Here is an 11831-nt window from a genome sequence, read left to right as displayed (position 1 = left end):
GCCTTAGTAAGGCACATAAGCAGACTTGGTACGAAATAAAGCATCGCATCTCGGCCTTATTTCGTACCTGGTACGAAATAAAGCATCTCAGCCTTTTTCGTACTTGGTACGAAATGAAAGAAAATTCGGCTTCCTTTTCGTACTTAGTCTATGAACGGACAAGGGGTTTAGAACAAAATCATCGATTGGTCTTTCCACGTAGGCACTAGATCAAATAGGTCCAGTTGCGAGCAAAACCGAACGTCATCCCGGTTGCCGATTTTGCTTAGTCTGCGGCCGCTCGCACAGGACAGCAAAGTTTCCTCGACCCGATCCCGGACGGCTTCGAAGGCATGCTTCATGGCGACGCCGAGGTCATTCGCTTCCGTTTTCTCTTCGCTCATTTCCTGCAAGTAGCGGATCAACAGTCCCGCGCACAAGCCGTCCTCCAAACAAAACTCATCCTGGGTGCCGGCACACACGATGACAACGTCCCGCTTCTGGGCAAATGCGGCTTTCGCGCACGCTCTGGCGTTCAGCAAAGAACCCGCGAGCAGCCTGCAGGCCCGCTGAGCTTTCTGGATCGCTCTCGTACCGTTCGTCGTAGTGAGGATGATCCGTTTACCGGTCACTGCGGGTGATGTGTATTCGGCCGGAGAATTGCCATAATGAAAACCGGCTATTTTTTTGCAAAAACGTTCCCCGCCGAGCAGATCGCCCTCTTGTTGCAGCTGTATCGCCTGGTTGACCGTTTCGACGGGCATGATCGCGGAGCAGCCATGCGCGAGAGCCGTGACGATCGTGCTCGTGGCCCTCAGCACGTCGATCGCGATAACGGTCTTCTGTATGAAGTCATCCGATCTAGCTTCATTAATGTTCGCGATGACATCCACGTGCATGTCTGATCCCTCGCTTTGTTAGTTACGGTTTCAATGGACTTCACTTTTGGAGGGTAAAGGGGGCTCCCCCGAAAGTAATTGGAAAAGAGCTTCGAAGGGTTACTTCACTTTTGGGGGAACTGAAATGTGTCCGAGCGAAGCCCTCTCCGCAGCGATTCCAACGAATAAATGTCGTGCGGCGCGATATTGCCCAAATTGACGGAAGATCCTAGCGCTTTCAACAAATAGATTTGCTGCTGTTTCTGAGGAGCTTCCCACAAAATCCGTCCGGGATCGGGCAGCTGACTGACTATACAATGAAGCTCCTCATCGCGGCATAACCCGTTCGCGTCGAAAATGCCAACCCCTGTTCCAGATTCGCGGGCTTCGATCGTCACAAGCGTTGCTCCTTGCTGAACATCGATCAGAACGGTTTCCAGCAGCTGTTCCACGTCGATCGTCGATCCCCACAGCTTCTTGCCATACTCCGTAAATACCGTCAATCCGGAATCCCGGCCGCGGTGTATAAGCTCGTTGCGTAAATTCCGCTCCAGCTCGATCGTACCGTCGGATACTTCAACAGCGGAAAACCCGAGCAGCCGAATCGTATCGAAAAAATCCGGGACCGCGCCTTGGGCGACGGCGACCTCCAGGAAGGTGCCTCCCGGCATAATGGCGATCTGGTTTTGGCGCGCAAGTTCCAGCTTTCGTTTCAACAAGCCGGTCGGGTAGAGCGGCGTCGTTCCGAAGCCGATCTTCAGGAGGTCGATGTATGGCGCCGACGTTTGAAGCAAATCTTCGAAAGCATGGAGCCCCATCCCTTTGTCCATCACCATCGTCTTGCCGCTGGTACGCGGTTTGACGGAACGGCATGCGGTCGGGTCTTTCAGCAGCGGGTGCCACTCCAGCCGTGAAGTTACGTCCATAAAACAAGTCTCCTCACTGTTTAAGGATTTGTATGATATCTGGGAGCAATATATGCATTCGCCCGGAGGGTGGTGCCCGCATGCCTAAAATGGGACTTGCTCGCATAAGATGGGGAAAAGGGCGTTTCGGACGAGGCGTTTCCTTATTCTTGAAAAAGGCCGGATTATGTGAATCATAACGTCAAGATGAAGTGTCCGTGACAGGGAACGATTATACGCTCCGCCCAAGCTTACGAAGCCAGCTTTGCTCCGCAAAGCTCCCGACCGTTGAAACCGGGTTCCTTTGAATAAATGGTAGGTTGTAACCCGGTTTCAAATGCGGGCCGTAAACTTTCCGCCGTATAATTCGCTTCCCTTTTGAACCTCAAGGATCTTGACTGGTTTCACATGTTGTGTCCGCTTTTTCTTCGAATCAGGAAACAGTTGAAACCCGAACCGCCGAAAGAGGAGGGTAGAAAATCAAATGATCAACAAAATCGTGCTCGGCATGGCCAGCCTGCGGCTCATGTCCGGCAGCCTCGAAATTATCGCGGCGCTCCTCATGCTCAGGCTCAACCAGGTGGACAAGGCGCTGCTTGTCAATTCGGGCCTCGCCATCGTCGGTCCTTTGACTCTTCTAATTACGACGACGATCGGATTGGTAGGATTGGCCGAGAAGCTTTCATTCACGAAGATGCTGTGGGTCGGGCTCGGCGTAACGTGCATCTTCATTGGCATTTTAAAAAAATAGGGAATAAACCGCCTGTCCGGGCATATAGATGAGAGTAAACCCGGACAAACCGGGGAGGTGCCCCAATGCATGCGATTCTAGCTTTTTTGCCGGCGCGTATTCGCGGAATGATAGAAAGGCTGCCCGGCATGGCAGGCGTTCGCCTCGAAGAGATTCGTATTCGGGAAGCAAGACCGCTTGAGCTTGTGATCGACGGAGAATCGAAGTATGTGACGCCGGATGGAACGCTGACCACCGATGCCGGCAAAGGCTACCGACCTTCCAAAGAGGACGGGCTGAGGCTGCTTGACCTGCTGACGAACCATTCGTTGTACACGTTCGAAGAGGAACTGCGGCGCGGCTACATTACGATCGCGGGAGGTCATCGGGTCGGGCTCGCCGGCAAAACGGTTCTCGAGCGCGGCGAGGTGAAGCACATCCGGGATGTGGCCAGCTTCAATATCCGCATTGCCCGGGCCGTTCCCGGACTAGGCAAGCCGCTGCTTTCCGCGATATGGGACGAGTCGGCCGGAACGATCCATCAGACGCTGGTCATCTCGCCGCCGCGTCAAGGCAAAACGACGCTTATCCGGGATTTGGCCCGATTGATCAGCGCTGGCGAAACAACCGGTACTCCCTTCGTCCAATCCGGGCAGCGGGTAGGAATCGTGGACGAACGATCGGAAATCGCCGCTTGCGTCAAAGGCGTTCCGTCATTCGACGTAGGCCCGCGTACCGACGTTCTCGACGGATGCCCGAAAGCCGAAGGAATGATGATGATGATCCGCTCGATGTCGCCCGACGTGCTGATCGTCGATGAAATCGGCCGTCAGGAAGATGCGGCCGCTCTTCAGGAAGCGCTGCACGCCGGCGTGCGCGTAATCGCCACCGCGCACGGCCGGAGCGTAGGGGACGTCCGCGACCGACCCGTAATGAGACGTATTCTCGAGGAGCGGATGTTCGCGAGACTCGTAGAGCTTACGAGAAACCGGAGAACCGGTTCCCGTTACAACGTGTGGGACGCTTCCGGGCGCAAGGTGGCCGAGCTGGCCGCCGCCGAGCTCGGTGAGAGCGGGAGGACGCCATGCTGAAGCTGTTTGGTGCGATCCTTATTTTGGCTGCATGCACGATGTTCGGCTTCACCAAAGCGTCGGCCTACGCCCGCCGACCGAGACAAATACGTCAGCTGATTCATGCCCTGCAGAGGCTCGAAACGGAAATGTCATACGGCTATACGCCGCTGCCCGAAGCGCTTCTGCGCATCGCGGACCAGCTGGAGCCGCAGCTGTCCTCCTTGTTCCGGATGGCAGCGGAGCCGCTGCTCGAGGCGACCGGCAAAACGGCCGGCGAAAGCTGGAGAGATGCCGTGAACGCGTGCTGGAAACAAACCGCTCTTTCATCGAATGAACGGGAAGTGTTAAGCCAGATGAGCTATACCTTGGGCATCAGCGACCGCGACGATCAGGCGAAGCATTTGCGGCTGGCCGTCAGTCTGCTTGCGGCCGAGGAACAATCCGCTTGGGACGATCAGCGGCGCTACGAGAAAATGTGGAGGAGCCTCGGGGTGCTTGCCGGCGCTTTTGTCGTCATTCTGATGTACTAGTACAAAGTCGGACCTTGCATGGTAGCCTGCAGAGTTGGAATCTCGCTTAGGATGCAACCACGAGCCGATCGGTCGTACACAACTCTGACTTTGTACTAGAAGGGGTGCGGGAAATGAATGTGGATGTAAACGCGATTTTTCAGATCGCCGGCATCGGCATCATCATCGCGATGATCCATACCGTCTTGAAGCAAATGGGCAAAGAGGACATGGCGCATTGGGTGACGGTCATCGGCTTCGTCGTCGTCCTGTTCATGGTGGTGAGCCTGCTCGACGATCTGTTCAAGGAAATCAAAACGATCTTTTTGTTCCAGTAGGGCGGGTGGACCCGGATGGAAATGATTCAGATCGTTGGTCTCGGTTTTATAGTAGCGATTTTGACGCTCGTTCTGAAGGAACATAAGCCTCTGTTCGCTTTTCTGCTGATCGCGGTAACCGGCATTTACATCTTCTTGTTTCTGCTCGGCAAAATATCGGCCGTAATCAACGTATTGGAACAGCTGGCCGCCCAGACGAACATCAACGTCATGTTTCTGAAGACGATACTCAAAATTATCGGAATCGCCTATATCGCCGAATTCGGAGCGCAAATCGTACGCGACTCCGGGCTAGAATCGGTCGCTTCGAAAATCGAGCTTGCCGGCAAAGTGCTCATTATGGTGATGGCCATTCCGATTATAACCGTCATTATCGAAACGGTGGTCAAGCTGCTGCCCGCCTGATAGACGAAACGAAAGACGGGAGATGAATCGTTTGATCCTGCACCGATTGCGCAGAACGGCTGCCGCGATGCTCCTTATATGGATCATGCTTTCCGGCGCAGCCGTCCATGCGGACTCCCCGGCGGAGACGATCGTTCGGGAACAGGCGGAGCGGCTTCCTACGGATAAAGTGGAAGGCTACTGGAATCAGTTGATGAAGGAATACGGCGGCTACTTTCCCGACAACAAGACGCCGAGCTTCATGGAATTAATCGTAGGCGGCGGAGGGTTCGGCCTGAAGTCGATCGGGCTCGCGATCGGAAAATATTTTTTCCACGAAATTCTCGTCGGCGGCAAACTGCTTGCATCGATCGTCATCTTGACCGTGTTCAGCATGATTCTGGAATCGCTGCAAAGCGCATTCGAACGAAACAATGTCAGTAAAATCGCCTACGCGATCTCGTATATGGTTCTTCTGCTCATCGCCGTCAACAGCTTCAGCGTCGCTATCGGGTACGCGAAAACGGCCATCACCAACATGATCCAGTTCATGATCGCGATGATTCCGCTCATGCTGACGATGCTCGGGGCGATGGGCAATGTGACTACCGTCGCCGTACTGCACCCGCTTATCGTATTCATGATCCATGCGGTCGGCACCTTGATCTATTCGGTCGTGTTTCCGCTGCTGTTCTTCTCGGCCGTTCTTCATATCGTGAGCTCGATCAGCGACAAGTACAAAGTAACGCAGCTGGCCAATCTGCTCCGAAGAATAAGCGTCGCACTGCTCGGCATTATGGTGACCGTGTTCCTGGGCGTCATCTCCGTGCAAGGGGGAACCGGGGCTGTCACCGACGGGGTGACGATCCGCACCGCGAAATACATTACCGGCAATTTCGTTCCGGTCGTCGGGAGATTGTTCTCGGACGCTTCGGAAACGGTCATCGGAGCTTCGCTTCTCGTCAAAAATGCGGTCGGGATATCCGGCGTCGCCATCATCGTATTTCTGTGCGCCTTCCCCGCCATGAAAATTATGGCGCTGGCGCTCATCTATAACGTATCCGCGGCGGTCATGCAGCCGCTCGGATCGAATCCGATCATCAGCTGCCTGCAGACGATCGGCAAAAGCCTTATCTATGTATTCGCGTCTCTCGCCGCGGTAGGCTTCATGTTTTTCCTCGCCGTCACGATCATTATTACGGTCGGGAACGTATCCGTCATGATGCGATAAGCGCAGAATCGCCGCATCCGATCTTACCCGCGGAAAGGAGTCGCGCCGATGATCCACTGGATGAGCGGATGGCTGAAAGAGATCGTTCTGATCGTCCTGCTGGCCGCCTTCGTCGATCTGCTTTTGCCGAACAATGCTTTTCAGCGGTATGTGAGAACGGTGCTCGGACTGTTTATTCTACTAACGCTGCTGTCGCCGATCCTATCGCTGTTTCAGCAAAAATGGGACGCCCAGAAGATGCTCGCATCGGTCGAGCAAGTGAGCAGCCGCACGGATATCGGAGCGTCGTTCGGCTCGATGAGGCCTCTTCAGGCGATTATGCAGGATGCGGAGCGGATCCGGCAAAACGATCGCGCGGAGGCGCAAAGAATCATGGAGCGGCAGCTGGCCGCGGAGCTTGCGCAAAGCGTCGGAACCGAAGCGAACGTGCGGATCAAGCAAGTAAAGCTGCAGATGAGCTATGACAATAACGGAACGCCAAGCATGAAGCATATGCAGGTGATCCTTGATCATATAGAAGCGGCTCCGGCCGCAGCCAAGCCGCAAGGCGGCGCAGCCGGCCGCAGGCCGATCGGAGCCGTCGAGCCGGTCCATATCGACATTCGGGTGGGAGCGGCAGAGGCCAAGCCCGATGAGAGCAAGCTGACGAATGAGCAAGTAAGTACGAAGCAGCGGATATTCGAGCTGCTGAACAAGCAGTGGCAGTTGAACCGGGACCAAATTACTGTGCTGTATGAGACGGAGCTGGGGAAAGAGAGGTGAACTCATTGGCAAAATGGCTGCAATGGCTGGAACAGCGGGTAGGAGGAGGGCCGGGCGGACCCAAACGAGTCGGCACGTTCCGCTGGCTGCTGCTGCTCGGCCTGCTGGGAGTCGCCATCATGATTCTCAACTCTTTTCTGAATGTCAAGACGGTCGAGCAGAAGGAAGATCCGGGGGGAGCGCCCTCGCCGCCCGCCCAGCAAGCATTCGCCAAAGTCGGAGGCGACAAGTCGGGGTTTCGCGACTACGAGGATGCTTACGCTGGAGCCATCAGAGAAATTTTGCAAAAAGTCGTCGGGATCGGGGACGTGGAAGTGCTGGTCACGATCGAATCGACGGAAGAGACAATCGTTCATTCCAACACGAAGGAAACCCAGCAAATTACGAACGAGAAAGACCAGAACGGATCGACCCGGCACATCACCGAAATATCACGAAGCGGAGAAGTCGTATTATATGAAGCTTCCGGCGGTCAAACTCCGATCGTGTTAAAAAAAATAAAACCGCGCATAAGGGGGGTTGTCGTTGTCGCCAAAGGAGCCGAAAATTTGACGGTCAAGCAAATGATAGCGGAAGCGGTCGGCCGGGGACTTGACGTTCCCGCGCATCGGATCTCCGTGTTGCCCCGGAAGCAATAGGGAACTTTGATCTAGGTTGCAAGGGCAGCGAACAACCAAAACGATAAGTATGAGGAGGAAACGGACGATGAACACGAAAAGACAAACGGTTTGGCTCGTATCGATGCTTAGCTTGATGGTGGTGCTCTCCGCCTATTACTTGTTCACCGAAGACGTGAACGATCTTGATCTGACGAAGCAGCAGGCGACGGGCAACGAGATCAAAGTCGACACGATCACGACGGGTGCCGCATCGACGACGACGAAAACGGACCCGGTCACGGATAAAGCAGCCACTACGGACAAAGCGGCCACAACTGACAAAGCAGCTACAACAGACAAAGCGGCGACTACGGACAAATCGGCAACGACGGATAAAGCGGTAACAACGGATAAAGCGACGACTACCGACAAAGCGGCGACGACGGATAAGGCCGCGGCAACGAGTGCGACGACGAAAGGAAAGACCGACGAGGAAGTGCTGAAGCAAGTATCGGCGAAGGCGACCTCGGGAAGCGACTACTTCGCGGCTACCCAAATGAAGCGCAACGAAGAGCTGGCGAAACAAACGGAAAAATGGATGGCGATCAGCCTGGATTCCAAAAAGTCGACGGATGAAGTGGAAAAGGCGCTCGCCGAGCTGCAAAAGCTTCAGGATCAAGACGAGAAGGTGATGAACCTGGAAGACGTGCTCGCCAAGCAGTTCAAAAATGCGATCGTCCTCCAGGAGAGCGGCAAATGGAAAGTAGTCGTGCAAACGGCCAAGCTGGAGAAAAGTCAAGGCGTCAGCATCGTCGATCTCGTCATGAAGGAACTGGGCGTAACGCCGGATAAAGTGACCGTTCAATATATGCAGTAAAGAGACGTGCAGCGCTTCGGAGGAAAGCTGTTCGACCGGCGCGAAGGCCTCTGGGGAACCAGGGGTCTTTGCGTTATGCGGACGGCTCGGTATAAACTTGTTTATGTGCGAATGGCGGTTGTGCTATAATACAAACATTGCCCGTCTTTAAGCAAGCGCTTCACAATCGTTGAAGGAGTGAAATCGATGTTTAAACTTAGCGAAATCAAAGAATTGATCAAACTGGTCGATACGACCACCGTACAAGAGCTGGAAATCGAGAACGAAGGCTCGCGCCTTTTGATCCGTAAACCGAATAAAACCGAATCAGTCGTCGTGACGCACGCTCCGGCGGTACAACCCAATACGTACATAACGGCGCCGGCCGTCTCCGCGCCGGTTCAAGTCCATACCGCAGCCGTCCAGGATGCGGCTCCGAGCGCGCCGGCGGCTGCCGATCCGACTGCCGGATTGCACAAAATCACTTCCCCTATGGTCGGCACCTTCTATGCGGCATCGGCTCCGGGCGCTGCGCCTTACGTCAGCATCGGCGACCGCGTCAGCGAGAAAACGACCGTCTGCATCGTCGAGGCGATGAAGCTGATGAACCCGATCGAAGCGGAAGTGAAGGGCGAGATCGTCGACATTCTGGTCGAGAACGGCCAGCTCGTCGAGTATGGACAAACCTTGTTCCTGGTGAAGCCGGAATAATTGGAGGATTAGGCGGACATGACGTTTCATAAAATATTGGTGGCGAACCGCGGCGAAATCGCGGTCCGCATCATTCGCGCCTGCCGGGAGCTGGGCATCTACACGGTGGCCGTCTACTCGGAGGCGGACCGGGAGTCGCTTCACGTCCGATTGGCCGACGAAGCGTACTGCATCGGTCCGACGCTGTCGAAGGACAGCTATTTGAACTTTACGAACCTGATGAGCGTGGCGACGCTGACCGAATCGGACGCCGTTCATCCGGGCTACGGCTTTTTGGCGGAGAACGCCGATTTCGCGGAAATATGCGAGCAATGCAACATTACGTTTATCGGACCGTCCCCGCAGGCGATCAGCAAGATGGGGGACAAGTCGGTAGCGAAGCAGACGATGAAGGAAGCGAACGTGCCGGTTATTCCCGGCTCGGACGGCTTGATCGAAGATTTGGACGAAGCCGTGCGGATCGCGCGGGAGATCGGCTATCCGGTCATCATCAAGGCGACGGCCGGCGGCGGGGGCAAAGGAATCCGGATCGCCGACGACGAGGAGTCGCTCGTCCAGCAAATTACGACCGCCCAGCAGGAAGCCCAGAAAGCGTTCGGCAATGCAGGCGTTTACTTGGAAAAATATTTGACGGGCATGAAGCACGTCGAAATTCAAATATTGGCCGACAAGCACGGCAATGTCGTTCATTTGGGCGAGCGGGATTGTTCGGTGCAGCGGCGCCGACAAAAGCTCGTGGAAGAAGCGCCTTGTCCGGTTCTTACTCCGGAAATCCGGGAGGCGATGGGACAAGCAGCCGTTCGGGCGGCCCAGGCTGTCGATTATTCCGGCGCGGGAACGCTGGAATTCCTGCTCGGAGCGGACGGACAGTTTTATTTCATGGAGATGAATACGCGCATTCAAGTCGAGCATCCCGTAACCGAGATGATCACGAACGTCGATATTATTAAAGAAATGATTCTTGTCGCGCAAGGCGAGCCTCTTTCGTTCAAACAGGAAGACGTCCGCATCAACGGCTGGTCGATCGAATGCCGGATTAATGCGGAAGATCCGGAGCGCAACTTCATGCCTTCGCCTGGACAAATTCAATTTTATTTGCCGCCGGGCGGTCCGGGAGTGCGTGTAGACAGCGGAGCTTACCAAGGCTATACGATTTCCCCTCATTACGATTCCATGATTGCCAAACTGATCGTCTGGGCGCCTACACGCGACGAGGCCATCGACAGAATGCGCAGGGCGCTCGGCGAGTTCGCCGTAGAGGGCATCCATACGACGATCGGGTTCCACCTGAAGCTTATGGACCATAAGAAGTTTCAGGCGGGAACGTTCGATATCAAGTTCCTCGAGGAACACGACGTGAACGATCCGGATTCTTGACGGACGGTGTGCGGCGTCCCGTATCGTTTGTCATAAAAATGGCAAAATGGTATAGTAATAGTATAGACAAGACGTCTGGGAGGTGTTATAGAACATGAGTACTTTGGCTACGGAATACGAGAAGACGGATATAGGAACGATTCAAATCGCTCCGGAAGTGATCGAGGTGATCGCCGGGCTCGCGACTGTGGAAGTTCATGGCGTTGCGGGTATGAGCGGAGGCTTCGGCGGGGGAATCGCCGAGCTGCTCGGCCGGAAAAACTTGTCCAAAGGCGTCAAGGTGGAAGTCGGGCAGCGCGAAGCCGCTGTCGATGTATCGATTATCGTAGAATTCGGCAACCGCATCCCGGAAGTGGCCGGCGCCATTCAGCGCAACGTCAAGCAAGCCATCGAATCGATGACCGGCTTGTCGGTCGTCGAGGTCAACGTACATATCCATGACGTTCAGTTCAAGACAGCGGATAAGCAAGTACCACAAGAAGAAGATACGGCGGTGCAGCGAGTCAAGTAACGGGCTCGCTCTCGCCCAAGGGAACCGGGGTTGTCCGGGCGGACAACCTCGTCTTCCTTGCATACGCGGAAGGGGACGGACCAGCGTGATCAAAGTATTGGACCGGTTGCTGCTTTTTTTGTATACGCTGATTATCGGAATCAGCGTAGTCTTTTTTTTGACTGCATCGTTTGGATGGGTACCGATCGAAACGTCCGGCAACTTTGTACGCAACTTATATTATGAAGTCTCCACTGCCTATCCGGCGATCGCGATCGGCCTGTTCGTGCTGCTGGTTTCATTGCGTTTCTTCTACGTTTCCGTTCGCCGCGGGCGCGGACAAGTGCCTTCGATCGATCAACGGACCGACTTCGGGGATATCCGCATCTCGCTCGAAACGGTCGAGAATTTGGCGTTGAAGTCGGCCGGGCGGGTCAGAGGCGTAAAAGATATGAAGGCGAAAGTGTCGGTAACCGATGCCGGACTCGATATCGTAATCCGGGCCGTCGTGGACGGGGAAAGCTCGATACCGGATTTGTCGGAAGAAATGCAGCGGTCGGTGAAAGGCCATATCGAAGAAATTACCGGCATTCCCGTTGCGGGCGTTTCCGTATTCGTAGCGAACGTCATGCAATCCCAGACGTTTAAAAGCAGAGTCGAATAGAGGTGGCTTCCGTGATGTGGAACGAGCTGTGGGAACGGCATAAGGGCCGCCTGATCGGCGTCGCTTCTGGCTTATTTTTGGGTATCATATATTTGATCTTCGGATTTTGGGACATGCTGATCGTCGCATTTATCATATCGGTTTGCACGTATATAGGCGGCAAGTTCGACACGGACGGGATGCGGTTCGACGCGGACGAGTGGCTCGGCAAGCTGAGCCGGCTTGCGGATCGTTGGAAATGGTTTCGATAACGGCGGAAGGCGGTTCCACCAGGAAACGGCCTTCTTCTGTTTTGTATGAGGGTAATTGTGGTATATTGAACGAAGAGACGTTCGGACTGAAGGC

16 protein-coding genes are annotated in these 11831 nt (G+C 54.9%); 14 read left to right on the top strand and 2 right to left on the bottom strand.

The genetic code is table 11. The features are described 5' to 3' along the window. Positions 1-167: 167 nt before the first annotated feature. Together FE783_RS06425 and comA are read right to left on the bottom strand one after the other, a co-directional pair. Positions 168-878 carry a 2-phosphosulfolactate phosphatase gene (locus tag FE783_RS06425; protein WP_138878521.1) on the bottom strand — a complete coding sequence of 237 codons (711 nt, stop codon included), beginning with the start codon at positions 876-878 and terminating at the stop codon, positions 168-170. Between the two features lie 104 nt (positions 879-982). Continuing rightward, entirely contained in the window at positions 983-1783 is an 801-nt protein-coding gene (comA, locus tag FE783_RS06420) for a phosphosulfolactate synthase (RefSeq protein ID WP_138878520.1), read from the bottom strand. A gap of 463 nt (positions 1784-2246) precedes the next feature. Between comA and FE783_RS06415 the strand changes: the two genes are divergently transcribed. The 14 genes from FE783_RS06415 (at position 2247) to FE783_RS06350 (ending at position 11737) form a co-directional block, all read left to right on the top strand. Continuing rightward, complete coding sequence (locus FE783_RS06415) at positions 2247-2513, top strand: YqhV family protein (RefSeq protein WP_138878519.1); 267 nt, start codon at positions 2247-2249, stop codon at positions 2511-2513. Between the two features lie 65 nt (positions 2514-2578). Next, a complete protein-coding gene (gene spoIIIAA, locus FE783_RS06410) occupies positions 2579-3583 on the top strand; it encodes a stage III sporulation protein AA (protein ID WP_138878518.1) in 1005 nt (334 codons plus the stop codon). After that, complete coding sequence (spoIIIAB, locus tag FE783_RS06405; RefSeq protein ID WP_138878517.1) at positions 3577-4095, top strand: stage III sporulation protein SpoIIIAB; 519 nt, start codon at positions 3577-3579, stop codon at positions 4093-4095. The genes spoIIIAA and spoIIIAB overlap by 7 nt, the downstream gene beginning before the upstream one ends. 113 nt (positions 4096-4208) lie before the next feature. Then, positions 4209-4412, top strand: coding sequence for a stage III sporulation protein AC (spoIIIAC, locus tag FE783_RS06400; RefSeq protein ID WP_110840056.1), 204 nt, complete (start codon positions 4209-4211; stop codon positions 4410-4412). A gap of 15 nt (positions 4413-4427) precedes the next feature. Then, positions 4428-4817 carry a stage III sporulation protein AD gene (gene spoIIIAD / locus FE783_RS06395; RefSeq protein WP_138878516.1) on the top strand — a complete coding sequence of 130 codons (390 nt, stop codon included), beginning with the start codon at positions 4428-4430 and terminating at the stop codon, positions 4815-4817. Positions 4818-4839: 22 nt separating this feature from the next. After that, the gene (spoIIIAE, locus tag FE783_RS06390; RefSeq protein WP_138878515.1) at positions 4840-6027 is read left to right on the top strand and encodes a stage III sporulation protein AE; all 1188 of its coding nucleotides are present in this window, start codon (positions 4840-4842) and stop codon (positions 6025-6027) included. Between the two features lie 48 nt (positions 6028-6075). Further along, positions 6076-6789 carry a stage III sporulation protein AF gene (gene spoIIIAF / locus FE783_RS06385; RefSeq protein WP_138878514.1) on the top strand — a complete coding sequence of 238 codons (714 nt, stop codon included), beginning with the start codon at positions 6076-6078 and terminating at the stop codon, positions 6787-6789. 5 nt (positions 6790-6794) lie between these two features. Further along, the gene (gene spoIIIAG, locus FE783_RS06380) at positions 6795-7427 is read left to right on the top strand and encodes a stage III sporulation protein AG (protein WP_138878761.1); all 633 of its coding nucleotides are present in this window, start codon (positions 6795-6797) and stop codon (positions 7425-7427) included. Between the two features lie 67 nt (positions 7428-7494). Next, complete coding sequence (locus FE783_RS06375; protein ID WP_158301646.1) at positions 7495-8265, top strand: SpoIIIAH-like family protein; 771 nt, start codon at positions 7495-7497, stop codon at positions 8263-8265. A gap of 186 nt (positions 8266-8451) precedes the next feature. Beyond that, complete coding sequence (gene accB, locus FE783_RS06370; protein WP_138878512.1) at positions 8452-8955, top strand: acetyl-CoA carboxylase biotin carboxyl carrier protein; 504 nt, start codon at positions 8452-8454, stop codon at positions 8953-8955. A gap of 18 nt (positions 8956-8973) precedes the next feature. After that, positions 8974-10332 carry an acetyl-CoA carboxylase biotin carboxylase subunit gene (gene accC / locus FE783_RS06365; protein WP_138878511.1) on the top strand — a complete coding sequence of 453 codons (1359 nt, stop codon included), beginning with the start codon at positions 8974-8976 and terminating at the stop codon, positions 10330-10332. Between the two features lie 94 nt (positions 10333-10426). Continuing rightward, positions 10427-10843, top strand: coding sequence for an Asp23/Gls24 family envelope stress response protein (locus FE783_RS06360; protein WP_138878510.1), 417 nt, complete (start codon positions 10427-10429; stop codon positions 10841-10843). A gap of 85 nt (positions 10844-10928) precedes the next feature. After that, positions 10929-11486, top strand: a complete 558-nt coding sequence (gene amaP / locus FE783_RS06355; protein WP_138878509.1) for an alkaline shock response membrane anchor protein AmaP — start codon at positions 10929-10931, stop codon at positions 11484-11486. A 14-nt stretch (positions 11487-11500) separates the two neighbouring features. Further along, positions 11501-11737, top strand: coding sequence for a DUF2273 domain-containing protein (locus tag FE783_RS06350; protein WP_138878508.1), 237 nt, complete (start codon positions 11501-11503; stop codon positions 11735-11737). The last annotated feature ends 94 nt before the right edge of the window (positions 11738-11831 follow it).

It is taken from the genome of Paenibacillus mesophilus (genome assembly GCF_005938385.1).
Taxonomy (GTDB): domain Bacteria; phylum Bacillota; class Bacilli; order Paenibacillales; family NBRC-103111; genus Paenibacillus_AB; species Paenibacillus_AB mesophilus.
The sequence above is the reverse complement of the archived record's forward strand: the minus strand, read 5'-3'. Positions and strand labels throughout refer to the sequence as shown.